The organism is Novosphingobium sp. JCM 18896 (assembly GCF_025938095.1).
Taxonomy (GTDB): Bacteria; Pseudomonadota; Alphaproteobacteria; order Sphingomonadales; family Sphingomonadaceae; genus Novosphingobium.
Genome location: NZ_JAPCZF010000002.1, coordinates 649012 through 673886, shown reverse-complemented (window position 1 = coordinate 673886; position 24875 = coordinate 649012). Strand labels below are relative to the sequence as shown.

Sequence of the window (24875 nt, the reverse complement as noted above, 5' to 3'; positions counted from 1 at the left end):
CGATGCAGCTTCACGGGAAACAGCGTTACTTCTTCGCGCCGACTCCGCCGGCCGACAGGAACTGTTCGAACAGCTTCATGCCCATCTGGCCCATCGGCGCGAGCTGCTTCGCATATTCCTGCAGCTGCTCGAAGCTGCCCACGCCCTGCATCGCCTTCATCGTCGCGTCGACATAGGCCTCGTTGGCCTTGCTGACGTCGGGCAGGCCCAGGAACCGCCGCGCTTCCTCGGGCGAACAATCGATCTCGACGTTGACTTTCATGACGCTTCCTCGGGGCTTTGCGCAGATGCAGCATGGGTGACACACGCCCTTGGCAAAGTCCACCGCCGGGGCCTAGGAATAGCGCGAGAGATACCCCCCGCAGGAGAGCCACGATGACGACCAACACGACGATCCCGACGCTCGATGGCGCCGGCACCATCCCTGCCTATGTTGCGAAGCCCACGGGCACGCCGCGCGGGGCGATCATCGTCATCCAGGAGATTTTCGGGGTCAATCCGGGGATCGAGAAGAAGGTCAACGACTGGGCGGCCCAGGGTTATCTCGCCGTCGCGCACGACGTGTTCTGGCGGCAGAAGCCCGGCATCGAACTCGATTCCGACGTGCCCGAACAGTTCCAGGAGGCCGTCGGCTACATGATGAAGCACGACTTCGATCTGGGCATCCAGGACGTCGAAGCCGTGATCCACTGGATCCGCCGCGAAGCCGGTGTCGCCAAGGTCGGCCTGGTCGGCTTCTGCATGGGCGGCAAGGTCGCCTACATGGCCGCCGCGCGCACCGACATCGATGCCTCGGTCGGCTACTACGGCGTCGGCATCGACCAGATGCTCAATGAATCGCACGCGATCGCCAAGGCGCTGCTGCTCCACGTACCCACGGCCGACGGTTTCGTCCCGCCCGAGGCGCAGAAGGCGATGCACGAAGGCCTCGATGACAATCCGCACGTCACGCTCTACGACTACGAAGGCCTCGACCACGGCTTCGCCGCCGAACACGGCGTCCGCCGCAACGACGAAGCGGCCAAGCTCGCCGACAAGCGCACGGCCGAGTTCTTCGCGCAGCACCTGGGCTAACCAGCGCCAGCATCCTTCGACAAGCTCAGGATGAGCGGAATTTGGATCGACCTCCTTCCCGCTCGTGCTGAGCTTGTCGAAGCACCAAACACGACAGAGGCGTAAAGATGACCCAGCCCTGGCGCATGGTGGTCCGCAAGTTCGGTGGGCCCGAAGTGATCGAACGCGAGGATTTCGACCCCGGCCAGCCCGGCCCAGGCGAAGTGCTGGTCGCGAGCGAGGCGATCGGTCTCAACTTCATCGACACCTATTTCCGCACCGGCCTCTACGATGCCCCCTTCCCCATCGCGCTCGGCTCGGAGAGCGTCGGCAAGATCGTCGCTCTGGGCAGCGGGGTGAACGGCTTCGCTTTGGGCGATCGCGTCGGCTCGGTTTCGGCGCCTGGGGCTTATGCGACGCACCGGATCCTGCCCGCCGATCGCATTGTCGCGATCCCCGACGGCATATCCTCCGAAGACGCGGCGGCGACGATGCTCAAGGGTTTCACCGCCTGCTATCTCGCCGAGGACACGATCGCGCTGAAGCCCGGTCAGGTCGCGCTGGTCCATTCGGCTGCGGGCGGCGTCGGTTCGATTCTCGTGCCCTGGCTCCGCGACAAGGGCGTGGTGGTGATCGCCCATGCCGGTACGCCCGAAAAGGCCGCGAGCGTCAACGCTGACCATAGCCTGACGGGATCGTTTACCGATCTGGTACAGCAGGTGCGATCCATTGTGCCGAATGGGGTCGACGTGGTCTACGACGGCGTCGGCAAGGATTCGTGGTCAGCCTCGCTCGCCTGCCTCGCACGGCGCGGGCTGATGGCCAGCTATGGCAATGCCTCGGGCGCGGTGCCGCCGGTGAGCCTGCTCGAGCTGATGCGCGGCGGCTCGCTCTATGCGACGCGGCCAACCCTGGCCGACTACATCGCCACCCCCGAGGCGCTCGCGCATACCGCCGAGCGACTGTTCGATCGCATGCGTCGCGGCGTGGTCAAGGCCGTGATCGGCCAGCGCTTCGCCCTAGCCGACGCGGCGGAATCGCACCGGGCGTTGGAAGCAAGGCAGACCACGGGATCGACGGTGCTGGTTCCGTAGGAATGCGAGAGCAATAAACCAAACCCGCTCGTGCTGAGCTTGTCGAAGCACCATACCCAACGGTTGCGCCAACACCCTTCGACAAGCTCAGGGTGAGCGGGGTTGGGGTTTGTAATTGCGGTCGCAGATACAAAAAGGGGCGCCCGAAGCGCCCCTTTCCTTTTATCCGAAGACGTAAGGCGTGACTTCCGCCCAGCCGTCGATGATCATCTTCACCGCGACGTAGAGGATCACCGCGAGGCCGATCCAGCCGATCCAGCGATAGCGCTCGATGTACTTGGCGATGATGTTCGCCGCGACGCCCATCAGCGCGACCGCGAAGATCAGGCCGACGATGAGGATGCCCGGATGCTCGCGCGCCGCACCGGCGACCGCGAGCACGTTGTCGAGGCTCATCGAGACGTCGGCGACCGCGACCGCCCAGGCGGCCGAGGCGAAGCTCTTCGAGGCGGTCAGGCCCGACTTCTCGTCGCCCTCGATCTCGGGCGAGCCCGGCGACTGTTCGGCGCCGCTATGGCCCTGGATATCGCGGTACATGCGCCAGGCCACCCACAGCAGCAGGACGCCACCTGCCAGGACGAGACCGACGATGCCGAGCAGCCAGGTCACGGTCAGCGCGAAGATCACGCGCAGCACCAGCGCGGCGAGCACGCCGATGGCGATGACCTTCTTGCGCTGCGAATCCGGCAGACCCGCCGCCAGCGCGCCGACGACGATCGCATTGTCGCCGGCGAGGACGATGTCGATCATCAGCACCTGCGCGAAGGCCGCGAGCGCGGTCGGCGTGCCGATATTGGCGAAATCCCTGACGATCAGGTCCCAGATGTTGCCCGTCGTGAGATCGGGTGCGGCGGCCGAAGCCGCCGCGGCGAGAAGAGCCAGATCCATCATTTACTGGTTCATCGTCGCGAAGAAGTCCTCGTTGGTCTTCGAGTCCTTCATCTTGTCGAGCAGGAATTCCATCGCGTCGATCGTGCCCATGTTCATCAGGATGCGACGCAGGACCCACATCTTCGAGAGCTGATCCTTGGGAACCAGCAGCTCTTCCTTGCGGGTGCCCGACTTGCCGATGTCGAGCGCCGGGAAGATGCGCTTGTCCGAAACCTTGCGATCGAGGACGATTTCCGAGTTACCGGTGCCTTTGAACTCTTCGAAGATAACCTCGTCCATGCGGCTGCCCGTATCGATCAGGGCCGTGGCGATGATCGAGAGCGAACCGCCCTCCTCGATGTTTCGAGCCGCACCGAAGAAGCGCTTGGGGCGCTGCAGGGCGTTGGCGTCGACACCGCCGGTCAGGACCTTGCCTGAGCTCGGCACCACGGTGTTGTAGGCGCGGCCGAGACGCGTGATCGAGTCGAGCAGGATGACGACGTCGCGCTTGTGCTCTACGAGGCGCTTGGCCTTCTCGATCACCATTTCGGCGACCTGGACGTGGCGCTGTGCGGGTTCGTCGAAGGTCGAGGAGATGACCTCGCCCTTCACCGAGCGCTGCATGTCGGTGACTTCCTCGGGGCGTTCGTCGACCAGCAAGACGAGCAGGAACACCTCGGGGTGGTTGTCGGTGATGGCCTTGGCCATGTTCTGCAGCAGCACGGTCTTACCCGTGCGCGGCGGCGCGACGATCAGCGCGCGCTGGCCCTTGCCCTGCGGGCTGATCAGATCGATGACGCGCGCCGACTTGTCCTTGCTGGTCGGATCCGAGGTGTCGAGCACCAGCCGTTCCTCGGGATAGAGCGGCGTCAGGTTGTCGAAGTTGACGCGATGGCGGACGGCGTCGGGATCGTCGAAGTTGACCGCGGTCAGCTTGGTAATCGCGAAATAGCGCTCGCCATCCTTAGGCGCGCGGACTTCGCCTTCGACCGTGTCACCCGTGCGCAGGCCCCATTTGCGGACCTGGTTCGGCGAGACGTAGATGTCGTCGGGGCCGGCCAGATAGTTCGATTCCGGGCTACGCAGGAAGCCGAAGCCGTCGGGCAGGACCTCGATCGTGCCGAGGCCCATAATTTCCTCGCCGTCTTCCGCCACTTCCTTGAGGATGGCGAACATCAGGTCCTGGCGGCGCAGGGTCGAGGCACCCTCGATCTCGAGCTCTTCGGCCATTTCGACCAGCTCGGCAGCGGTTTTCTTTTTCAGTTCTTTGAGATGCATTGTGAGTCCGATTTGCGGATGTTTGAGCGTCTGGATGGCCGGCCGATCGAAGGGCTTGGAGAAAGCGGATCGCGAAGGCGCAGAAAATCGCCGTCGACTGCCGGTAGAGACGATGTCTCACATAGGTCCGGGCGGCGCCGACGTCAATCGGCCGCGCGCCGAACTAGGGCTTCGCTGCGGTGGGTCCGGCGGGGTCGGTCTTCCCGGTCTCGGGCGCGTCGCCCAGGCTCGACAGGTACTTGCCGCGTTCCTCGGCCTCGGCGCTGCAGCGCTCGATGTCGGCGGTAAGCAGGGCCGAATAGCCAGGCGCGGTGACGAGGTTGGTCACTTCGCTGCGCAGATCGGCATCGGGCCGCCGGGCATAGAGCTTGCCGAGGAAATACATGACGATCGCCTGCATGCCGGCCTTGTCCTCGGCCGGGATCGAAGCATCGTCCTGGGCATCACCGGCCACGACGAGGTAGGCCGACATACAGCGGAGGTCCAAGTCCTTCGAAAAGGGCACCTGATTGGCCGCCGCAGCGGCGAGCAGGAACGAAAACATCGGCTAGACCCCTTCGGAACGGCTGGCTTCAGAACGGCCAATTTCAGAACGGCTTGACCACGACCAGCACGACGATCAGCGCTGCGGCGATACCCGGCACTTCGTTGAGCAGACGCAGCTTCTTGCCCGTCAGTTTCCAGTGGCCTTGCGCCAGGGCCTTGGCATAGCCGGCCAGCCAGACGTGATAGGCGGTCAGCGCCAGGACCAGCGCCAGCTTGGCGTGGAACCAACCCTGCGAAAAGGCCCCGATCGACATGGCCAGCGCCAGGCCGAGCACCCAGACCACGGTCAGCGCCGGCCAGAGGATGATCTTGAGCAGCTTGCGCTCGCGATCGATCCACAGCTTCTCCTCGGGCGAACCCGGCTCGGCCTCCTGGTGATAGACGAAATAGCGCGGCAGCATGAACAGCCCGGCCATCCAGAAGATCACGAAGATGATGTGGCCGGCCTTGAGCCAGAGATAGGTCATCGCGAGAGCCTGTTGCATGGCCCGACCATAGCCGGGGCTTAGGGACGCCGCCAGCCGCGCACGAGCGCGAGCAATTGCTCGACGTGTTCGATCGGCGTGTGCTGGCCGATGCCGTGGCCGAGGTTGAACACGTGCGGGCGATCGGCGAACGCATCGAGGATCCGGCGCGCCTGGATGTCGATCTCCGATCCACCGGCCTCGAGCAGCAGCGGATCGAAATTGCCCTGGACCGGCAGGCCTTCGGGCAAGGCCTTAGCCGCCCACAGCGGATCGATCGTTTCGTCGAGGCCCAAGGCATCGACGCGGGTTTCGCGCGCATAGGCGGGCAGCTTCTCGCCGGCGCCCTTGGGGAAACCGATGATCGGCAGCTCGGGGAAACGGCGCCGGAGCGCGGTGACAATCGCCGCATTGGGTGCGATCACCCAGCGCTCGAACTCGCTCGGCGCCAGGCTGCCCGCCCAGCTGTCGAACAGCTGCACCGCCTCGGCCCCGGCGGCGACCTGGCCGGCGAGATATTCGACGGTGACCGCGATGATCGCGTCGATGATCGCCTGGAAGGCTTGCGGATCGCGATAGGCCAGCGCGCGCGTGACGTGCTGGTCGCGGCTGCCCTCGCCCGCGACCATGTAGGTGGCCACGGTCCAGGGACTGCCGGCAAAGCCCAGGAGGGTCCTTCCAGAGCCGAGTCCGGCGCGGACCTTGGTCACGGTCTCGTAGATCGGCGAAAGGCGCTCAGGGACGGCACTGAGGGCTTCCAGCGAGCTGTCGACGAGCTTGGGCGAGAGCCGAGGCCCCTCGCCCGCCAGGAATTCCAGGTTCTGGCCCATCGCATAGGGCACGATCAGGATGTCGGAAAACAGGATCGCGCCGTCGAAGCCGAAGCGGCGGATCGGCTGGAGCGTGATCTCGGCAGCCGCGTCGGTATCGTAGACGAGCGCGAGGAATCCGCCCTTCTCCGCACGCAGCTGGCGGTATTCGGGAAGGTAGCGTCCCGCCTGGCGCATGAGCCAGACCGGACGTTCGGCAGCATTCTCGCCGCGCAGTGTTCTCAGGAGGAGACCGGGCATCTCGGATAGGTCCAATCCAATAAATAATAGATTTATATAAGGATTCTGTAAGTTATTGGCCCTGTGGATATCGGGGTTTGCGGCGCCTTGCCCGATTTGTCCCGCCGTGAACAGGGGGCAGCGGGTTCCGACTCCGTGAACCGCGCCGTCAAGCACGGCTTATCCCCCCTATCCCCAGCCTGTGGGAACCTGCGTCCACATGTCCACAAGTGCCGGGCGAAGAGTCCGGAATCGGGGAGCGAATCCCCTGCCGAAGTTGTCAGACCTCTTATCGCGTGGTTTATGCTGACACTTATCCACAAGTGACCCGATCGGCCGAAATGTCCCGTCTCCACCTCCATCTCCTGTCGGATTCCACCGGCGAAACGCTGGAGATGGTGGCCAAGGCGGCGCTCGCGCAGTTCGAGGACACCGACGTCGTCCGTCATTTCTGGCCGATGGTCCGCTCGCGCCAGCATCTCGACCGGATCATGACCGACATCGCCGCCAATCCGGGGCTCGTGCTGTTCACCTTGGTCAACAGCGAGACGCGCACCCGGCTCGAGGAGCATTGCCGCGCGCTCGGCCTGCCCTCGGTGCCCGCGCTCGACGCCGTGACCGATGCGCTCGAGGACGTGCTCGGGCAAGAGGCCAAAGGCAAGCCCGGACGCCAGCACCTGATGGACGACGCCTATTTCGAGCGGGTCGAGGCGATCCAGTTCACCATCGCGCACGACGACGGCGTCGCCTGGGAGGACTGGGAAGAGGCCGACATCGTCCTCGCCGGGGTCTCGCGCTCGTCGAAGACGCCGACTTCGATCTACCTCGCCAACCGCGGCTACAAGGTCGCCAACATTCCGGTCGTGGTCGAGAGCCCGCCCCCGTCGGCACTGTTCGGCCTGCGCCGGCCGCTGATCGTCGGGCTGACGACGGCGCCCGAGCGGCTGATCCAGGTGCGCCGCAACCGGCTGTTGTCGCTGAACCAGGCGCCCGAGACCGCCTATGTGGATATCGAGAAGGTAAATCGCGAAGTGCAGTTCGCACGGCGCATGTTTGCCGATAACGGCTGGCCGGTGATCGACGTCACCCGACGCTCGATCGAGGAAACCGCCGCGGCCGTGATCAATCTGCTCAACGAACGGCACGCCGCGGGTGAGCCAGCGCCCGGAGCCAAACCGCTATGACCGTGATTTCATGCTGATCCTCGCCTCGCAGAGCGGATCGCGCAAGGCGATGCTTGCAGCCGCCGGCGTGCCTTTCCAGGCTATCCCCGCGCATATCGACGAGCGCGCGATCGAGGAGAGCCAGGCCGGCAAGCCGCCCGAGGTGATCGCGCTGTTGCTGGCCGAGCAGAAGGCCTTCGCGGTCTCGTGCGAGCATCGCGACGCGCTCGTGCTCGGCAGTGACTCGCTGGTCGCGGTCGACGGCAAGCGTTTCGACAAGCCGCGCAGTCGCGAGGAGGCCGAGGCGCACCTGTGCTTCTTCTCGGGCCGGACGATGCACCTGCACAGCGCCGCGGCGCTGGTCCGCGATGGCGCGACCCTGTGGACCCATGCCGCGACCGCGACCTTGCACGTCCGTGAAATGACGCAGGAATTCATCGAGGCTTATCTCGATGCCGAATGGCCGGCGGTGGCGGGCTGCGTCGGCGTGTTCCGCATCGAGGCGCTGGGCGTCCAGCTGTTCGACGCGATCGAGGGGGATCACTTCACCGTGCTCGGCATGCCGCTACTGTCGGTGCTCGGCGCGCTGCGTCAGTTCGAGGAACTGCCCGCGTGAACACGGCCTACGCCGAGGTCATCGGCGATCCGATTGCCCAGTCGAAGTCCCCGGCGATTCACGGTTTCTGGCTTGAAAAGCTCGGGCTCGACGGCAGCTATGGCCGCAGCCTCGTCGCACCGGCCGACCTGCCCGACTACCTGGCGCGGGTGCGCGACCAGGAGAACTGGCGCGGCTGCAACGTCACGATGCCGCACAAGCAGGCGATCATGCCGCTGCTCGATGCGATCGATCCGCTGGCCGCGCGGATCGGTGCGGTCAACACCGTCGTGCGCGGCGATGACGGCCGGCTGACCGGCTACAATACCGATGCCGGCGGCTTCCTCGAACCGCTGGCGGCGCGGCTGGCGGAGAAGCACTATTTCCGCATGGCGCGCGTGCTCGGCACCGGCGGCGCAGCGCGCGCGATCGTCGCGGCGCTGTCCGACCGCGGCTGCGTCATCGTGCTCGCCGGCCGCGATCCGGCCAAGGCGCGCGCGCTGCTCGACGAGCTGGCCAAGGGCACCGACCACCACGCGATCGCGCTCGATCATTTCGCCGATCCCACCGATTTCGCCTTCGACGATCGCGAGGACTGTCTCGACTTGATCGTCAACGCCAGCCCGCTCGGCATGGCCGGCCAGCCCGAACTCGCCTTCGATTTCAGCCATGCGCCGCCGGGCTCGGTGGTCTACGACATCGTCACCCATCCGCTCGACACGCCGTTCCTCCAGCGCGCGCGCGCCGCGGGTTTCGCCACGATCGACGGCTTGGCCATGCTGATCGGCCAGGCGGCCGAGGCTTTCGAGCGCTTCTTCGGCGTGGCCCCGCCGCGTGAGCACGACGCCGAACTGCGTGCGCGGCTGACGGCATGAGCGCAGGCAAGCCCTATATCCTCGGCCTCACCGGCTCGATCGGCATGGGCAAGAGCGCGGTCGCGGCGATGTTCGCCGGGCTCGGCGTGCCGGTGTTCGATGCCGACGCCGCGGTCCACCAGCTCCAGGGTCCGGGCGGCGCGCTGCTGCCCGCGATCGAGGAAGCCTTTCCCGGCACCACCGGGCCGCAGGGTGTCGATCGGCCCAAGCTCGGCGCCGCGGTGTTCGGCGACAAGGATGCGCTCAAGCGGCTCGAGAAGATCGTCCACCCCGCGGTCGGCGCGATGCGGCAGGCGTTTCTGGCCGAACACGCCGAAACGCCGCTGATCGTGTTCGACATTCCGTTGCTGTTCGAAAAGGGCGGCTGGGAACAGGTCGATGCCGTGGTCGTCGTCTCGGCCCCGCCCGAAGCCCAGCGAGAGCGAGTACTCGCCCGCCCGGGCATGACGGCCGAGAAGTTCGCGCAGATCCTCAAGCTCCAGGTTCCCGATGCCGAGAAGCGCGCGCGCGCGGATTATGTCATCGATACCGGCACTTCGCTCGCCGAGACGCGCCACGCGGTGCAACATCTGGTCCATCGACTGACCGGACGCGAATAATCGCCGTTTCCCCTTGCCTCTCGCGCCGGGGAGGCAGATATTCCTTCTAATGCGTGAGATCATTTTCGATACCGAGACGACCGGCCTCGATCCGCAGCGCGGCGACCGGATGGTGGAAATCGGCTGCATCGAAATGGTCAACCGGGTGCTGACCGGGAATACCTTCCACGCCTATTTCAATCCCGAACGCGACATGCCGGCCGAGGCCGAGGCGGTGCATGGCCTGTCGGCGGCCTTCCTCGCCGACAAGCCGAAATTCGCCGAGCGCGCGGCCGAGCTGATCGAATTCATCGGCGATTCCCCGATGATCGCGCACAATGCGGGCTTCGACTTCGGCTTCCTCAACGCCGAGCTCGCGATCTGCTCGATGGAAGCGGTCTGCCGTAGCCGCATGGTCGATACCGTGGCCCTCGCGCGCACCCGGCATCCGGGCGCGAAGCTGTCGCTCGACGCGCTCTGCACGCGCTACGGTATCGATCGCAGCCACCGCACCAAGCACGGCGCTCTGCTCGACGCCGAACTGCTCTCGCAGGTCTATGTCGAACTGCGTGGCGGCCGCCAGATCGGCCTCGAACTTGCGGCAGATCAACGCGAGGAAATCGTGACCGTGGCTACGGTCCGCACCGACCGTGTGTTCCGCCCGGCCCGACCCCATGAAGCGAGCGAGACGGAACTTGCGGCCCACGCGGAGTTTATCAAGACTCTGAAGGCTCCGCTCTGGAGTACCGAGGCACCCTAGCCCTTAGCCCCCAAGGAGGATGAACCATGGAAATTCGCGTATCGGGTCATCAGGTGAGTACGGGCGAAGCGCTGCAGTCGCATGCCAGTGAACGTCTGACCACGGTGGTCGACAAGTACTTCAGCCGCGCGCTGTCGTCGCAGGTGACGTTCGGCCGCGCCCCGGCCGGCGCATTCCGCTGCGATATCGTCACCCACGTCATGCATGGCCTGGTGCTCAAGGGCGCCGGCATCGCCCAGGACGCGCACCTCGCGCTCGATGCGGCGACCGCCAAGATCGACAAGCAGCTGCGCCGCTACAAGCGCCGGCTGACCGACCGGCACGAGCAGTCGCAGCATGCCCAGAAGGCCGAAGACGCGGCCTATGTCATCTTCGAAGAGCCCGCCGAGGATCACGAGGAAATCACGGTCGATGCCCCGGTGGTGATCGCCGAGACCCGCGTCGACGTGCCCGAAGCGACCGTTTCGGACGCAGTGATGATGCTCGACCTGCGCAATACCAATGCGCTGCTGTTCAAAAACGCTGGTACCGGCAAGCATAATATGGTCTACCGCCGCGGCGATGGCTCGATCGGCTGGGTCGAGCCGTCCTGACGCTCAATCGCGCCTGCTTCCAGATCAGGAGATGCCGCGTCCCCGGGAAATCCCGGGGCCGCGGTGCTTACACCTTCTGGCAACGGGCGGTGGACTATGTTTGACTGGTAATGGCTGCTCTCTTCACACTTCTGCCAGAAGCCGTCGGAGCCATCCGCGCCGATAGCAAGTCCGCGATTCTCGGCCTTCTCGCCGATCGCTTCGCTGCGGTCTATTCGCTCGACCGCGCCGATGTCCTGGCCAAGATCGAACAGCGCGAGAAGCTGGGCAGCACCGGTTTCGGTCGTGGCGTCGCCATTCCGCATGCCCGCGTTCCCGGGGTCAGCCGCCCCGTCGCGGCGCTGCTGCGGCTCGAAGCGCCGGTCGCCTTCGATTCCGTGGATGGCCGCCCGGTCGACATCGTCTTCGGCCTGCTTTCGCCCGAACATGCGGGTGCCACCCATCTCCACGCCCTCGCCGCGATCTCGCGGCTGATGCGCGACGAGGAGATGCACGCGGCGCTGACCGCTGCGCCGGGTCCCGAGGCGATCTACGGCCTGATCTGCAATGTCATCGATCGCGACGCCGCCTGACAGCGTGACGCAGCCGGAAGTCTCGGGTGCGGCCCTGCACTGGCGCGCGCTCGAGGGGCTCTATGCTTCGGCGCCGGTGAACCAGCTGTTCGATTCCCGGCTCGAAATCCTCGGCGAAGGTCGCGCGCGGATCGCCTTCGAGGTCCAGGAACGCCACTACCATGCCGCCGGCGCTGCGCACGGCACGATCTATTTCAAGATGCTCGACGATGCCGCCTTCTATGCGGCGAATACGTTGGTCACCGATCGCTTCCTGCTGACGACCTCGTTCAACCTCCACTTCACCCGTCCGGTGCGCGTTGGTCCGGTCGTCGCCGAAGGCCGTTGGATCAGCGGTCGTCGCCGCGTGCTCGTCGCCGAATCGCGGCTGATCGACGGCGATGGCGAGGAGATCGGCCGCGGCACCGGGACCTTCCAGCGCTCGCGCATCCCGCTCGCCTCGCTCGCCGGCTATGCCGAGGCGCTGCGCTGACGATGGACGACAGACTGCCGGCCCATCTCGAAGCCGCGGCGCTGATTTGGCGAATCCAGGCCGAAGGCGGCTTCGCCACGGTGATTCAGAAGGGCGAACGCGAGGCCGGAACGCTTTTGCTGGTTCTGTGTGAAAATGGCACGAATCTGCGAGCTTACGAGCGGATGCCGCAGCTCGATGGCAGCCGGAAATGGCAGGAATCGCGCGCTCAAGATCTTGAAAATAAACAGGAATTCAGCGACTATATCACCCGTCGTGGAGCCCAGGATCGAGACCTGTGGATCATAGAGCTGGACATCGCTCAGGCGGAACGATTCATCGGATAACCTTCAGACGAAAGTTGACTCCGGACTGAACGGGCAACAGAGGGGCGCCTCACCTACGCGCAGGCGGCGGGATTTGCGGATCGGCAATCCTCGCAAGCACGCAGACGGGGGGCAGCCGGCAGGAGCCCACGAATAGTCAACGCCGTTCGCGGCGGTTCGTTCCTCCTGCGTCGGGCGCGTTCACCGCATTCGAATTCGGTTTGATGAAGTTCAAGTTGTTTCCGGCCAGCACGGTAGCGGTTGTCGCTACGCTCGTGACGGCTCTTGCAAGCGCCCAGGGTTCGGGCGCCGTGGCTCAGGACAAGATGTTCCAGCCCGTCCAGATGGAACCCCTCCTCACGATTTCCCAGCCCGTGATCCAGCCGCTTCCGGGAGAAGCGCAGGTGCAGAGCGCAGACGCCGCACCGCAGGATGACGAAGCTGAAGCCCCCGCCGCGACTCTCGCTGAACTCGTCAGCGATCAGGAGACCGGCGGCGAACTCTCGCCCGAAATGCGCTGCCTCGCCGGTGCGATCTACTTCGAAGCCAAGAGCGAATCACTCCCCGGCCAGCTCGCGGTCGGTCGGGTGGTCGTGAACCGCTCGAAGTCGGGTCGCTTTCCCGCCTCCTATTGCGGCGTGGTCTACCAGCCCTCGCAGTTCTCCTTCGTGCGCGGCCGCTCGATGCCCGCGATCAACACGGGCTCGCAGGACTGGCGTGAAGCCGTCGCGATCGCGCGCATCGCCGATGCCGGCTCCTGGCGCAGTTCGGCCGAAGGCGCGCTGTTCTTCCACGCCGCGCGCGTCTCGCCCGGCTGGCGCCTCGCCCGCGTCACGCGGATCGACAATCACGTCTTCTATCGGTGATCTGGCGGCTTTCCCGGCAGGGAAAGCTCGCGGTCTCCCCTCCAACATCGTCATCCCCGCGCAAGCGGGGATCCATCACCGGGACTCTCCATCCGCACCGCGGTGCAGTGTGAAAGCTCGGGAGATGGATCCCCGCCTTCGCGGGGATGACGAATTCTTGGGGTAGCGAATTGCTGCGATCCCCGCTGAGGGGACGCCTTCACATCAATCGCGGATCTGCACCCAGACCGGGGTGTGATCGCTCGATTTCTCGCGGCCGCGATATTCCTTGTCGACACCGGCGGCGACCAGCCGGTCGGCGATTTCGGGCGACAGCAGTGCGTGGTCGATGCGGAAGCCGTGATCCTTCTGCCAGGCACCCGCCTGATAGTCCCAGAAGGTCCAGACGCCGCCGCGCGGATTGTGCAGGTCGAGCGCGTCGGTCCAGCCATCGCCGAGCAGCCGCGCATAGGCATCGCGCGATTCGGGCTGCATCAGCGCGTCCATGGCCATCGCCGGTGGCGACCAGACGTCCTTGTCCTCGGGAATCACGTTGAAATCGCCGGTGACGATCGCGGGCACTTCCTCGGCGCTGATCTCGCGCATGCGCCGGCGCAGGCGTTCCATCCAGCGCAGCTTGTAGTCGAACTTGGGTCCGGGCTGCGGATTGCCGTTGGGCAGATAGAGGCAGGCGATCCGCAGGCCGAACACGTCGGCCTCGATGTAGCGCGAATGCTCGTCCTCGGGCTCGCCCTCGAGCCCGCGGCGGACCTCGACGGGCTCGACCCCGTCGGCGAGGATGGCGACGCCGTTGAAGCCCTTCTGGCCGTGCCAGATGGCCTTGTAGCCGATCGCCTCGATGTCCTTGATCGGAAAGCCCTCGTCCTGGCTCTTGATCTCCTGGAGGCAGGCGACCGAGGGACGCGTTTCCTGGAGCCATTCGAGCAGGCGCGGCAGACGGGCCTTGACCCCATTGATGTTGAACGTGGCGACTTTGATCATGTCGCCGTCCTAGAGCATCGCGCGGAAAAGTGGGAACCGGTTTTCCGCAAACGGCGATGCGGCGACTTTGGTCAGACGGCGAAGCTGGATCCGCAACCGCAGCCGGCCACCGCATTGGGATTCTCGACGCGGAAGGCCGCGCCGCCCAGCGATTCGACGAAATCGACGACGCAGCCTGCAACGAGATCGAGGCTGACCGGATCGACCACGAGCTTCACGCCGTCGGTCTCGGTGACGAGATCATCGCCATCGGGGGCTTCGGCCAGGCCGAACTGGTACTGGAAGCCCGAGCAGCCGCCGCCCTCGACCGAAAGCCGCAGGATCGCGGGCTTGCCCGTCTTGGCGGCAATCGCCGACACGCGCGCGGCGGCCGAAGGGCTCAGGGTGAGCGAGGCTGTGTCCATGGGGCCGATGTAGGGGTTGGGGGGCGATGCGGCAAGCGGTGGGGGAATCTTCGGATCCTCCCCTGCAAGGGGAGGGGGACCGCGACCGGAGGTCGTGGTGGAGGGGTGTAACCCTCTCCGAGACGGGGATACCCCTCCGTCAGCGCTACGCGCTGCCACCTCCCCTTACAGGGGAGGATCCCGGCGCCTAGAACCCGTAGACGAAGGTCGCGCGGCTCTGGGTGTTGAGCCCGGCGGTGCCGATTGGCGGATTGCGTTCGTACTGGACGTTGTACGAGAAGCGCGCCTTGAGATTGCCGATCAGCTTGGTGTCGAGCGCGGTATTGGCGATGAGGTTGCCGTCCTCGCCTTCGAGATAGACCGCGGTCTTCTGCGAGAAGCTCAAGGTCGGGGTGACGCGCCAGTTGAAATTCATCGAGCCGCGGCCGGCCAGGCGCGACTGGACGTCGCCGTCGACCTCCTGGACGCGGCGCAGGGTCGGGCCACCCTCGAACTCGAGCTTCACCCGGTCCGAGCTCAGCGCGCGATAGCCGAGGCCGCCGCCCAGGGTGTAGCGATCGTCGTAGCCGGCGAAGGGATCGTGCTCGTACTGCGCGAGGCCATAGGCGTAGGTCTTGGCCTGGAAGCGGTAGTTGGGCTGCCAGGCGGCGAAGGTGCGTTCGGTGGTGGTCTGGCCGTTGGTCCGCTGGACTTCGGCGCGTGCCGAGACCTGGTGGGTCCAGTCGATCCCCTCGCGCTTGAGGTCGAGCGCGCCGAGCAGGCCGAAATTGGTGGTGCTGCCGGTCGAGCGCGAGGCGCCGAATTCGACCTCGCCCTTCCAGTTGTCGAGCGCGCTGGCGGCGCGCAGTTCGGCCAGGTGCCGTTCTTGGGCGAGCGTCTTCTGCTCGGCCAACTGGGCGCGCCATTGCTGTTCGAGCGCGTCGATCTCGGCCTTGGCGTCGGGTGCGGCCTGGCGGGCCACGGCGAGCACGCTGGTGACGGTCGCCTCGTTGCCCTTGGCCACGGCCGTTTCGATCATCTTGCGGATGCCGGGATCGAGCGTGGCGACATCGGCCACGGCGGGAGCATCGCCGGCGGTCTGCGCGGATGCGATGGTGGGAACGAGCGCTAGGGTGGCCAGCAGGGTTCTGACGGTCATAATTCTTCTATGGCGACAGCGCGTCGCGGCCTTGTCTGCAAGCATAGCGCGATCAGGCGGTCTGGATATAGGCCCGCATGGCTTCGGCCTCGGACTCGATGCGCTCGATGCGGTATTTGACGAGGTCGCCGATCGAGACGAGCCCGACCATCTGGTCGTCGCGGACCACGGGCAGGTGGCGGATGCGCCGCCGCGTCATCAGCGACAGCGCGGCGAGCACCGAGGTCTCGGGGTCGACGGTCACCGCCGGGCTGGTCATGACCGTACCGAGCTTCGCCTCGAGCATGGCGGGGCCCTGGGCCTGGAGCTGGTAGATCACGTCGCGTTCGGAGAAGATCCCGGCGACCTTGCCGTTCTCGAGCACGGGCATGGCGCCGATGCGGCGTTCGGCGAGAAGCGCGATCGCCTCGCGCACCAGGGTTTCGGTGTTGCAGGTAACGATGGCAGCGTCTCTGCCTTCGATCAGGCGCGCAATGGTCATGGACTGCTCTCCCGGTTCGCCGTTGTTCAGGACTGGGGGCAGCCGACTATGCCACAGCGCGGGGGCAAGTGCCAGTTTGTCGCATCGACGCTTGCGACGAGCCGCGGCAAGGCGCAAGGCGGTGCGATGATTCCCCGTTCGCCCCTCGACGATCCCGCGGTCGCCGCCTTTGCCTGGGCGCGATTCCGCCGGCTGATGTGGCTGATGCTGTCGGTGACGATCACGATGGTGGTCGGCGCCTGCGTGCTGCTCTATCGCGAGAACGGCTTCGTCTCGGTGCACTTCTACATCGCGACCGCGCTCGGCATCGGCTTCATGATGCTGCTGATGTCGGCGCTGATGGGGCTGGTGTTCCTGTCGCACGGCACGGGCCACGACGATGCGATCACCGATCCGCTCGAGGACGAGGAAGACCAGCGCTAAACGGCCGGGCTAGTCGATCGGCGGATTGAGCCGGTATTCTGCCACCGGGGTCCCGCCGATCACATGCTCCTGGATGATCCGTTCGAGCACGGGCGGGGTGCACGAATGGTACCAGATGCCCTCGGGATAGACGACCGCCACCGGCCCGGCCATGCAGACGCGCAGGCAGCCGACCTTGTTGCGCAGCACCCCGGCCTTGCCGCCGAGCCCGAGTTCGCCCAGCCTTTTCTTGAGGAAGGCCCAGGCCTCGGCCCCGGTCTCGTAGTCGCAGCATTTGGCCTTGTCGGCCTCGGCGCAGATCATGATGTGGCGCCGGGTGTCGAAGCCGCCGAGGATCTTGAGCGCGCGTTCGGCCTGAGCCACCGTCTCCGCCGACGCGGCCTGGCTCACGCGCGCATCATCCAGCGTTCCGAGCTCGACCGGAAGGCCTCGGGAAGCGGTGCCGGGCCTTGCGCATCGACGCAGACCATCACCGCCTGGGCATAGGCCACGACCTGGCCGTCCTGGGTGACGAGCTGGTTCAAGGTATAGCTGGTATTGCCCAGCCGCGCGGGGGCGACGTGCATGTCGAGCGGCGCGGGAAAGTGGCTCTGACCAAGGTATTCGACGGTGATGCTGGCCACCATCGAGCTCGGGCCCTCGCCCTCACCCGGTGTATAGCCGGCCGCGCGGTGGAAGCGCACGCGCGCTTCCTGCAGCATCGATACCAGCGACACGTTGTTGATGTGCTGGTTGACGTCGATGTCGCTGAATCGCGTCTCGATCGCGCAGCGGAACGGATAGCGCGCCGGATCGAGCAGCGCGGGATCGGGTTTGGGCATTGGACTATCGGCTCCGGCCTGAGGTCGACGGGGGCCGGATCAGCCCTTCTTGCCGACGATCCGGGCGATTTCGGTGGCGACCATGCGCTCGACCATCGGCGGCAGGTTCTTGTCGAGCCACTTGGCCAGCTCGGGGCGCAGCAGATCGCGGACCATGCCTTCGAGCGAGGTCTCGCCCGAACGGACGATCTGCGGCGGCGTGCCCGGCTGCGCCAGCATGGCGAGCGCGGCGAGCGAATCCTGCATCGAGACGCGCGCGTCCTCGGTCAGCAGCGGCGCATCCTGGACTTCGTCCTCTTCATCGTCCTGCGCGAGGTCGGCCGGGGCGAACTGGCCTTCTTCGGCGAGATCGAGCACGTCGTCCTCAGGCTCCGCGACGGTCTGCGGGAAGGCGGTCTCGGCCACGCCGTGGGTCTCGCGCTGGCGGCGCGTCTCGACGGCACCGGCGCGGTTGTCGCGCGCGATCACCTTCTTGATCGATTCGAGGATCTCCTCGACGGTCGGTTCACCGGCATTACGCATCTGCGCTACTTACCCCCTGGCGCATTGGTATTGGTCGACTGAATCGTCGTAGCTTCCGAACCGCGAATTTCGCCGTCCTGGGGCGGCGTGTCAACGGTGCGGGTGGATTGCGGCTTCGGCGCCGCATCGTCGTCCCAATCGAACCACTTGCCGCGCACGCGCTTGTAGTTGACGTCGGGGTCGTAGAGCGGCCCGCCGTCGAGCCCCAGATCCTGCGCTTCGGCCTGGCCCATCGCCGCCAGCAGCGAGAAGCCCGCGACATAGGCGTTGCGCCGCGCGGTGACGAGCTGGACGCGTGCGCGCAGCAGTTCCTGCTCGGCGTCGAGGATGTCGATGATCGTGCGGTTGCCGACCGAGTTCTCGGCGCGGACGCCTTCGAGGCTGAGCCCGGCGGCGTCGACCGCCGACTGGGTCGAGGTGATGATCTCGTTCGAGGCCTGCCACGACGAATAGGCCGAGCGCACCTGCGCGATCACGCCGCGCTCGACCTCGATCTCCTGCTCCATCGCCGCGCCTTCGCGCGCCTGGGCCTGGCGGCGCTGCGCGGCGGGGCGGCCACCCTGGAAGATGGGAATGCTGGCGCGCAGGCCGACCTGCGCGGTCGTCTCGCTCTGAGTGAAGGTCTGGGTGCTGCCGAGGCTGCCGCCCAGGGTGCCGTAATAGTCGTTGTAGGTGCCCTGGCTGAAGGCGCTCAGGGTGGGCAGGCGGCCCGCGCCGGCGACCTTGACGTCATAGCCGGCCGCCTTGCGACGCTCGTGCGCGGCAGCGAGATCGGGATTGTTGTCGATCGCGATCGTCACCGCGTCTTCGGGGCTCGCGGGGAGGCCCGGCAGCGGCGGCGGCGCTTCGAGCATGCCGGGCACCTGGCCGACCAGGCGGATGTAGCGTTCGCGCGCTTCGACCAGATTGGCCTCGGCGGTGCGCGCATCGCCGCGCGCCAGCGCCAGGCGCGACTGCGACTGGGCGACGTCGGTGCGGGTGAGGTCGCCGATCTCGAAACGGTCGCTGGTGGCCTGGAGATTGACCTCGAGCACCTGAACGTTGTTGCGGTTGAGCCCGACCACGGCCTCGTTGAGGATCACGTCCATATAGGCGCCGACGACCTGGCTGAAGACCGAGCTCTCGGTCCCGCGCAGGTCGGCCTGGCCGGCCTCGACCCGGGTCTCGGCGGCCTTCACGCCATTGCGCACCGAGCCACCCGAATAGAGCGGCACCGACAGCGAGAGCTGGGCGTTGAGGTTGCGATCGGGGGCGGTGAAGTTGTTGCCGCTCTGCTTGACGAACTCGGTGTGCGTCGCCTGGCCGGTGATCGAGGGGCGGCCGGGGGCCTTCTGGATGGCCACGTCTTCGTCGGTGGCACGCTGGCTGGCGCGCGCGCCCTGCAGGGTGGGATTGGTGTTATAGGCGGCGATCAGTGCGGAACGCAGGTCTTCTGCCTGCGCGGGGGCCCACGCCGGGCCTGCGCCCAGAGTCGCCGCGAGGGCGGCTCCGGCCAAAAGCCAGACACGCGGACCGAATGATGGCACGTTCAGAAGCTCCAGCGCTTCGGGGCCGCGAATTCGGGAAGGGCGGGGATGCCGAGCTCGGCGAGCGGCAGCAGGGCCACGTCGCCGGCGGCCTTGCGGCCCGCGGCGAGGCGGGTGACGCCGCGCAGCACCAGGCCGGTGACGATACGACCGCCCTCGGCCAGCTGTGCGCCGAGCGCGGCGGGCAGTTCCTCGATCGCGCCGTCGACGACGATCAGCGAATAGGGGCCCTTCGAGCGGCGCTTGGCCGCGTCGGCGGGGTCGAGCGCATCGAGCGAGCCGACCAGCGGGCCGAGCAGCGCGGCGAGATAGCCCTTGGCGTCGCCGACGATCAGCGCCTTGTCCTCGGCGCTCGGGCGCGCCTCGGTCAGCATCATGCCGTGGACCACCGGGGCGGCGAGGAAGCGACCTTCGCCCAGCGGCACGGCGCGGTCGATATAGGCCGATGCCTTGGCGTTGTCGGGCACGAAGTCCTCGCGCGCGACGCGGGCCATGGCGGCGAGCACCCAGGGCTCGTTGACGCCGCTGGTGCGGAGCTGGCTGTCGATCATCGCGCGGCGGGCCGCGTCCGAAGTGGCAGCGGGCGGGTTCTCGGTCAAAGTCATCGAATGCAATCCCTATTGCGCCCTTTGGGGAGAGGCCCCGTACTGACGTTCCCCCGGCGCGAAGCCGCCCGCTTCTAGGCGAACCCCGCAAGCTCGCCAAGCGCTTTGACGGGGACCGCTCTCGCGCCTATGGCGGCGGCGCATTTCTGGCCTCAAGAGCCGAGCATAGGGATACGCATAATGGCTGACATGGTGACGATCCGCGAGGAAGATCTGATCGAGAGCGTCGCGGACGCGCTGCAGTACATCAGCTACTTCCACCCGATGGACTACATCCGCGCGCTGGGCGAGGCCTACGAAGCCGAGCAGGGCCCGGCCGCCAAGGACGCGATCGCGCAGATCCTGACCAACAGCCGCATGTGCGCCGAGGGCCATCGTCCGCTCTGCCAGGATACCGGCATCGTCAACGTCTTCATCGAATGGGGTCAGAACTGCCGGCTCGAGAGCGACAAGTCGCTCCAGGAAGTGGTCGATGAGGGCGTGCGCCGGGCCTACAACCATCCCGAGAACAAGCTGCGCGCCTCGGTCCTGACCGATCCCGCCTTCACCCGCCGCAACACCAAGGACAACACGCCGTCGGTGCTGTCGGTGTCGATGGTCCCGGGCAGCAAGATCTCGGTCGACGTCGCGGCCAAGGGCGGCGGCTCGGAGAACAAGTCGAAGTTCAAGATGATGAACCCGTCGGATTCGATCGTCGACTGGGTGGTCGAGATGCTGCCGCAGATGGGCGCCGGCTGGTGCCCGCCGGGCATGCTCGGCATCGGCATCGGCGGCACCGCCGAGCACTGCGTCAAGCTCGCCAAGCAGAGCCTGATGGAGCCGATCGACATGGGCCAGCTCAAGGCGCGCGGCCCGCAGAACGACATCGAGGCGCTGCGCATCGAGATCTTCGACAAGGTCAACGCGCTGGGCATCGGCGCACAGGGCCTCGGCGGCCTGTCGACCATCCTCGACGTCAAGATCCTCGACTGGCCGTGCCACGCCGCGGGCAAGCCGGTCGCGATGATCCCCAACTGCGCCGCCACGCGCCACGCGCACTTCACGCTCGACGGTTCGGGTCCGAGCTTCCTCGAGACGCCGAAGCTCGACGAGTGGCCCAAGGTCCAGTGGGCGCCGAGCAAGGAGGCCAAGAAGGTCAATCTCGACACCCTGACCCCCGAAGAGGTCCAGGGCTGGAAGCAGGGTGATCGCCTGCTGCTCAACGGCAAGATGCTGACCGGCCGCGACGCCGCGCACAAGCGCATTGCCGACATGCTGGCCAAGGGCGAGCAGCTGCCCGTCGATTTCAAGGGCCGCGTGATCTACTACGTCGGCCCGGTCGATCCGGTGCGCGACGAGGTCGTCGGCCCGGCCGGCCCGACCACGGCCACGCGCATGGACAAGTTCTCCGACACGATGCTCGACCTCGGCCTGCTGGCCTCGGTCGGCAAGTCCGAGCGCGGCCCGGCGGCGACCGAATCGATCGCCAAGCACAAGTCGGCCTATCTGATGGCCGTCGGCGGCGCGGCCTATCTGGTCGCGCGCGCGATCAAGAAGGCCGAAGTCATCGCGTTCGCCGACCTTGGCATGGAAGCGATCTACGAGTTCACCGTCGAGGACATGCCGGTGACCGTCGCGGTCGATAGCGAGGGCAAGAACGTCCACACGCTGGCGCCGCCGGTCTGGCAGAAGAAGATCGCCGACGAGGGGCTGCTGCCGGTTTCGTAGTTCCTGGATCCTCCCCGCTCGCGGGGAGGATTCCACCAACGCCCTACGCGGATCGACCAAGCGACTGGCGCGATCTGCCCCGAACGCGCTATTCCGCTGGTGATGAGCGAATCCATTGCCGGGCCCGTGCGCGTTCCGCCGCGGCTGGTCCTGGCCTCCATCTTCGGGCTCTGGGCCACCTATTTCCTCCTCGCGACCCTGCGCGGGGTGGTGCTCGACTACGAGTTCAACAGCGCCTTCTTCTCGCGTCGCCTGCTCGTCACCCTGGCCTCGATGGCCGGGACCGCGCTGCTCTGGCCGCTGCTCGTGGCCATGGCGCGGCGCCCGCTGTGGCAGCGCGTCGGTGCGGTCATGGTGCTGGGCCTGCCGCTCGCGGTCATGCTGACCACGATCAACGGCAAGGTCTTCGCCGACCTCGATCACCAGGCCAAGACGCGGCTCGAGGCCCAGGGCGGCATGGACATCCTGCGCGACGAGCGGGGCTCCTCGGTCGAGATGGGCAATGGCCGGCTGGTCGTGCGCAGCAAGAACGGCCGCGTGGTCGAGATGCAGAACGGCCGGCTGATCATCCGCAACGGCGACGAAGCCGGCGAAGTGCCTGCGCCGCCGTCTCCGCCGAGCCCGCCCGCTCCACCATCGCCCGACGAGGTCTCGCCCGCGCCGTCCGACGCGGCGAAGAGCACGACCCGCGTGATCGTCGCGCAGAAGAAGAAGGAGGCGGGCTTCTGGGAAGACAACGCCGACCTGATCCTCGGGCGCTACTTCCTGCTGCTGGCCTGGGCGGCGATCTACCTGGCGCTCGCCAGCGCCGAACAGGCGCGCGCGGCCGAACGGCGCGAGGGCGAATACCGCCGCGCCGCCCAGGCTGCCGAGCTGCGCTCGCTGCGCTACCAAATCAACCCGCACTTCCTGTTCAACACGCTCAACTCGCTGTCGGCGCTGGTCATGACGGGGAAGGGCGAGGCGGCCGAGCGGATGATCCAGACGCTGTCCACCTTCTACCGCCGCAGCCTGACTGGCGATTCGACCGGTGACGTCCGGCTGGAGGAGGAGATCGGCCTGCAGAAGCTCTATCTCGAGATCGAGGCCGTGCGTTTTCCCGAGCGTCTGCGCACCGCGATCGAGGTGCCGCAGGCGCTCGCCGACGCGCCCGTGCCGGGGATGATCCTGCAGCCGCTGGTCGAGAACTCGATCAAATATGCGGTGGCGGCGAGCAAGACGCCGGTGACCGTGACGATCACCGCGCGCGCCGAGGAGCGGACCCTGGTGCTCACGGTCAGCGACGACGGTCCCGGTATCGGCCCCGGCAGCAAGTCCGAGGGCTGTGGCATCGGTCTCGCCAACGTCCGCGACCGGCTCAAGGCGCGGTTCGACGGAAAGGCCAGCCTCGAAGCCGGGCCGCGGCTGGGGGGTGGTTTCGCCACGGTGATTCGCCTACCCTTGGGGAATGGGTGAGGTCCTTCGCACGCTGATCGTCGACGATGAACCGCTGGCGGTCGAGCGGATGCAGATCGTCTGCGCCAATCTGCCGGGCATCGCGGTCGTCGGTACGGCCAGCGACGGCGCCCAGGCGCTGCGGCTGATCGAGGCGCTGACCCCCGATCTCGTCCTGCTCGACATCACGATGCCCGAGATGGACGGGCTGACCTTCGCCAGCGCCCTCGCCAAGCAGACTCCTGCCGAGGGCACGGTGCCGCCGGTGGTGATCTTCGTCACCGCGCACGAGAACTTCGCGGTCGAGGCCTTCGATCTCGAGGCGGTCGACTACGTGCTCAAGCCCGTCGCGCCCGATCGGCTCGAGCGCGCCGTCGGCCGCGCGCTGGCGCGCCGCGCCACGAACGAGCGCGATTCGGGCGAATGGCTCGACGAGTTCTGGGTGCCGCACCGGTCGGAACTGCTGCGCGTCGGCGCGACCGAGGTCGATCGCATCGATGCCGAGCGCGACTATGTCCGGCTGCACGTCGGCGAGACCAGCTATCTGCTGCTGCACACGGTCTCGGGGCTCGAGACGCGGCTCGATCCGGCGCGGTTCATCCGCCTCCACCGCTCGTGCATCCTGCGTCGCGACCGCATCCGCGGGCTCAAGCACGACGGGCTGGGGACCTGGTCGGCCGAACTCGACGACGGCAGCCTCGTGCGTATCGGCCGGACCTATCTGCCCCGCGCGAAAGCCATGGCCGGGCGCTGAGATTTAGGTGCGGGCCGGTGCCGCTTGCGCTGAAAGCGGACAGACACGAAAATGCCCGGCCCGGCTTGGGTGCCGGACCGGGCAAGGCTGAACCAGCCGGAGTCCCGTCCGCTGGTTCGGGTCGTGCGCGAGGGGGCTGCCCCGCGCGAGTGACCTTCTTAGCGGGCGCTGCTGGCGACGCGGCCGGGAGCCATCTTCGCCGCGATCTGCGTCTTCATCGCGTTGCGGGCATCGGCCAGGCAGGTCGCCGAGGCGCCGCGCGAGATGCGGCTGCCGGTGATCGCGCCGGGCGAGCAGACCTGCTGGGCGGCGGCGTCGATGCGGCTGTCGAGTTCGGCCTTGCCCGCGTCGGTGCTGAGGTCGAGGTCCTTCCACACGAGCTTGGCGTCGGCGGCGAGGGCCGGGCTGGCGGCGAGGATCGAGGCGGCGATGGCGAGCGAGTTGATGAAGATCTTGCGCATTTGGTTTTCCCTTCCTTCCTGAATTCCTGGAGGAAGTATTACTCCGCCCGGCGCGTCGCTTCCCGCATCCTTCGACCAAAGCCGGCTTCGCACGATCAAGGACGTCGGCGCTCGACGAGCGACGATCTCGGGCCGACGAACGTCATGGGCGGGGGCGGAATCGCGAAAGCTGGCCTTCGTCGCGGGTCCGGCCTAGAGTCGCGCCGTGGCCATCGTCGTGCTCTTCCTGCTCGGCATCGCCAATTTCGCGATGCACAAGGCGGTGCTCCAGAGCGGGCACGTTCTGCTCGGCCAGGTCTCGTGGTTCGTCCACATGCTCGGCGGTCGGTTCAGCCTTGTCGTCGAATTCCTCATGCTGCTCGGCGCGATGCTGATGGTCGACGCGGGCGCGATCGGCTGGGCCTGGGGCTATGCGATCTACAGCCTGGTCAACGCTCTGTCGGCTTGGCTGATCCTTTCGGGGAAAGTCTAGGGAACCTCGGCGC

33 protein-coding genes are annotated in these 24875 nt (G+C 66.7%); 17 read left to right on the top strand and 16 right to left on the bottom strand.

The genetic code is table 11. The features are described 5' to 3' along the window. Positions 1-25 precede the first annotated feature (25 nt). Positions 26-262 (bottom strand): DUF6489 family protein, encoded by a 237-nt coding sequence (locus tag OLX23_RS09210; RefSeq protein ID WP_264444585.1) that lies wholly within the window; start codon positions 260-262, stop codon positions 26-28. Positions 263-375: 113 nt separating this feature from the next. Between OLX23_RS09210 and OLX23_RS09205 the strand changes: the two genes are divergently transcribed. Both OLX23_RS09205 and OLX23_RS09200 read left to right on the top strand, forming a co-directional pair. Next, entirely contained in the window at positions 376-1074 is a 699-nt protein-coding gene (locus tag OLX23_RS09205; protein WP_264444583.1) for a dienelactone hydrolase family protein, read from the top strand. A 107-nt stretch (positions 1075-1181) separates the two neighbouring features. Further along, a complete protein-coding gene (locus tag OLX23_RS09200) occupies positions 1182-2147 on the top strand; it encodes a quinone oxidoreductase family protein (protein WP_264444582.1) in 966 nt (321 codons plus the stop codon). 162 nt (positions 2148-2309) lie between these two features. On the opposite strand, the gene OLX23_RS09195 is transcribed toward OLX23_RS09200, so the two are convergent. From OLX23_RS09195 to hemE, 5 genes are all read right to left on the bottom strand, one after another. Further along, positions 2310-3038, bottom strand: coding sequence for a YjbE family putative metal transport protein (locus OLX23_RS09195; RefSeq protein ID WP_413629807.1), 729 nt, complete (start codon positions 3036-3038; stop codon positions 2310-2312). Beyond that, entirely contained in the window at positions 3039-4295 is a 1257-nt protein-coding gene (gene rho, locus OLX23_RS09190) for a transcription termination factor Rho (protein WP_264444580.1), read from the bottom strand. It lies immediately after the preceding gene. 163 nt (positions 4296-4458) lie between these two features. After that, on the bottom strand, positions 4459-4767 hold the full coding sequence (locus OLX23_RS09185) for a hypothetical protein (protein WP_264444579.1): 309 nt from the start codon (positions 4765-4767) through the stop codon (positions 4459-4461). A 115-nt stretch (positions 4768-4882) separates the two neighbouring features. Further along, complete coding sequence (locus tag OLX23_RS09180; RefSeq protein WP_264444578.1) at positions 4883-5326, bottom strand: CopD family protein; 444 nt, start codon at positions 5324-5326, stop codon at positions 4883-4885. A 20-nt stretch (positions 5327-5346) separates the two neighbouring features. Beyond that, positions 5347-6375, bottom strand: coding sequence for a uroporphyrinogen decarboxylase (hemE, locus tag OLX23_RS09175; protein WP_264444577.1), 1029 nt, complete (start codon positions 6373-6375; stop codon positions 5347-5349). A 320-nt stretch (positions 6376-6695) separates the two neighbouring features. Between hemE and OLX23_RS09170 the strand changes: the two genes are divergently transcribed. From OLX23_RS09170 to OLX23_RS09125, 10 genes are all read left to right on the top strand, one after another. Next, positions 6696-7538: a pyruvate, water dikinase regulatory protein gene (locus OLX23_RS09170; protein WP_264444576.1), complete on the top strand. Its 843-nt coding sequence runs from the start codon at positions 6696-6698 to the stop codon at positions 7536-7538. Between the two features lie 10 nt (positions 7539-7548). Then, entirely contained in the window at positions 7549-8133 is a 585-nt protein-coding gene (locus OLX23_RS09165) for a Maf family protein (protein WP_264444920.1), read from the top strand. Then, on the top strand, positions 8130-8987 hold the full coding sequence (aroE, locus tag OLX23_RS09160; RefSeq protein WP_264444575.1) for a shikimate dehydrogenase: 858 nt from the start codon (positions 8130-8132) through the stop codon (positions 8985-8987). Before OLX23_RS09165 ends, aroE begins: the two co-directional genes overlap by 4 nt. Then, positions 8984-9586, top strand: a complete 603-nt coding sequence (gene coaE, locus OLX23_RS09155; RefSeq protein ID WP_264444574.1) for a dephospho-CoA kinase — start codon at positions 8984-8986, stop codon at positions 9584-9586. Before aroE ends, coaE begins: the two co-directional genes overlap by 4 nt. Positions 9587-9635: 49 nt before the next feature. After that, positions 9636-10325, top strand: coding sequence for a DNA polymerase III subunit epsilon (gene dnaQ / locus OLX23_RS09150; RefSeq protein WP_264444573.1), 690 nt, complete (start codon positions 9636-9638; stop codon positions 10323-10325). Between the two features lie 26 nt (positions 10326-10351). Then, a complete protein-coding gene (gene hpf, locus OLX23_RS09145; protein ID WP_264444572.1) occupies positions 10352-10918 on the top strand; it encodes a ribosome hibernation-promoting factor, HPF/YfiA family in 567 nt (188 codons plus the stop codon). A 110-nt stretch (positions 10919-11028) separates the two neighbouring features. Next, a complete protein-coding gene (locus OLX23_RS09140) occupies positions 11029-11490 on the top strand; it encodes a PTS sugar transporter subunit IIA (protein WP_264444570.1) in 462 nt (153 codons plus the stop codon). Next, positions 11465-11962, top strand: a complete 498-nt coding sequence (locus OLX23_RS09135; RefSeq protein WP_264444569.1) for a PaaI family thioesterase — start codon at positions 11465-11467, stop codon at positions 11960-11962. The genes OLX23_RS09140 and OLX23_RS09135 overlap by 26 nt, the downstream gene beginning before the upstream one ends. Positions 11963-11964: 2 nt before the next feature. Further along, entirely contained in the window at positions 11965-12288 is a 324-nt protein-coding gene (locus OLX23_RS09130; protein WP_264444567.1) for a DUF1491 family protein, read from the top strand. A 203-nt stretch (positions 12289-12491) separates the two neighbouring features. Continuing rightward, entirely contained in the window at positions 12492-13133 is a 642-nt protein-coding gene (locus OLX23_RS09125) for a cell wall hydrolase (protein ID WP_264444566.1), read from the top strand. Positions 13134-13337: 204 nt separating this feature from the next. Here OLX23_RS09125 and xth read toward each other — a convergent pair whose 3' ends face one another. The 4 genes from xth to OLX23_RS09105 all read right to left on the bottom strand — a co-directional run bounded on the left by xth (position 13338) and on the right by OLX23_RS09105 (position 16137). Continuing rightward, positions 13338-14111, bottom strand: a complete 774-nt coding sequence (gene xth / locus OLX23_RS09120) for an exodeoxyribonuclease III (protein WP_264444919.1) — start codon at positions 14109-14111, stop codon at positions 13338-13340. Between the two features lie 74 nt (positions 14112-14185). Next, positions 14186-14518, bottom strand: coding sequence for a HesB/IscA family protein (locus OLX23_RS09115; RefSeq protein WP_264444564.1), 333 nt, complete (start codon positions 14516-14518; stop codon positions 14186-14188). 187 nt (positions 14519-14705) lie between these two features. Next, positions 14706-15656 (bottom strand): YdiY family protein, encoded by a 951-nt coding sequence (locus OLX23_RS09110; RefSeq protein ID WP_264444563.1) that lies wholly within the window; start codon positions 15654-15656, stop codon positions 14706-14708. A gap of 52 nt (positions 15657-15708) precedes the next feature. Then, positions 15709-16137 carry a CBS domain-containing protein gene (locus tag OLX23_RS09105; RefSeq protein ID WP_264444562.1) on the bottom strand — a complete coding sequence of 143 codons (429 nt, stop codon included), beginning with the start codon at positions 16135-16137 and terminating at the stop codon, positions 15709-15711. Between the two features lie 126 nt (positions 16138-16263). Between OLX23_RS09105 and OLX23_RS09100 the strand changes: the two genes are divergently transcribed. Next, a complete protein-coding gene (locus OLX23_RS09100; RefSeq protein WP_264444560.1) occupies positions 16264-16560 on the top strand; it encodes a hypothetical protein in 297 nt (98 codons plus the stop codon). Positions 16561-16569: 9 nt separating this feature from the next. Here the strand turns inward: OLX23_RS09100 and OLX23_RS09095 are convergent, their stop codons facing one another. The 5 genes from OLX23_RS09095 to OLX23_RS09075 are packed head-to-tail and all read right to left on the bottom strand — an operon-like array spanning position 16570 to position 20034. Further along, positions 16570-16950 (bottom strand): (2Fe-2S) ferredoxin domain-containing protein, encoded by a 381-nt coding sequence (locus tag OLX23_RS09095; protein WP_264444559.1) that lies wholly within the window; start codon positions 16948-16950, stop codon positions 16570-16572. Continuing rightward, on the bottom strand, positions 16947-17381 hold the full coding sequence (locus tag OLX23_RS09090) for an acyl-CoA thioesterase (RefSeq protein ID WP_264444557.1): 435 nt from the start codon (positions 17379-17381) through the stop codon (positions 16947-16949). The genes OLX23_RS09095 and OLX23_RS09090 overlap by 4 nt, the downstream gene beginning before the upstream one ends. 39 nt (positions 17382-17420) lie before the next feature. Then, complete coding sequence (locus tag OLX23_RS09085; RefSeq protein ID WP_264444556.1) at positions 17421-17903, bottom strand: DUF2497 domain-containing protein; 483 nt, start codon at positions 17901-17903, stop codon at positions 17421-17423. A gap of 5 nt (positions 17904-17908) precedes the next feature. Continuing rightward, the gene (locus OLX23_RS09080) at positions 17909-19429 is read right to left on the bottom strand and encodes a TolC family outer membrane protein (RefSeq protein ID WP_413629799.1); all 1521 of its coding nucleotides are present in this window, start codon (positions 19427-19429) and stop codon (positions 17909-17911) included. Positions 19430-19431: 2 nt separating this feature from the next. Further along, positions 19432-20034 (bottom strand): protein-L-isoaspartate O-methyltransferase family protein, encoded by a 603-nt coding sequence (locus tag OLX23_RS09075; protein ID WP_264444555.1) that lies wholly within the window; start codon positions 20032-20034, stop codon positions 19432-19434. Between the two features lie 180 nt (positions 20035-20214). Between OLX23_RS09075 and OLX23_RS09070 the strand changes: the two genes are divergently transcribed. The 3 genes from OLX23_RS09070 (at position 20215) to OLX23_RS09060 (ending at position 23929) form a co-directional block, all read left to right on the top strand. After that, the gene (locus OLX23_RS09070) at positions 20215-21741 is read left to right on the top strand and encodes a fumarate hydratase (protein WP_264444554.1); all 1527 of its coding nucleotides are present in this window, start codon (positions 20215-20217) and stop codon (positions 21739-21741) included. 102 nt (positions 21742-21843) lie between these two features. Beyond that, positions 21844-23196 (top strand): sensor histidine kinase, encoded by a 1353-nt coding sequence (locus OLX23_RS09065; RefSeq protein WP_264444552.1) that lies wholly within the window; start codon positions 21844-21846, stop codon positions 23194-23196. Then, on the top strand, positions 23189-23929 hold the full coding sequence (locus OLX23_RS09060; RefSeq protein WP_264444550.1) for a LytR/AlgR family response regulator transcription factor: 741 nt from the start codon (positions 23189-23191) through the stop codon (positions 23927-23929). The genes OLX23_RS09065 and OLX23_RS09060 overlap by 8 nt, the downstream gene beginning before the upstream one ends. Before the next feature lie 158 nt (positions 23930-24087). On the opposite strand, the gene OLX23_RS09055 is transcribed toward OLX23_RS09060, so the two are convergent. After that, on the bottom strand, positions 24088-24390 hold the full coding sequence (locus OLX23_RS09055; protein WP_264444549.1) for a UrcA family protein: 303 nt from the start codon (positions 24388-24390) through the stop codon (positions 24088-24090). A 205-nt stretch (positions 24391-24595) separates the two neighbouring features. On the opposite strand from OLX23_RS09055, the gene OLX23_RS09050 reads away from it, so the two are divergent. After that, positions 24596-24862, top strand: a complete 267-nt coding sequence (locus OLX23_RS09050) for a hypothetical protein (RefSeq protein ID WP_264444548.1) — start codon at positions 24596-24598, stop codon at positions 24860-24862. Positions 24863-24875 lie beyond the last annotated feature (13 nt).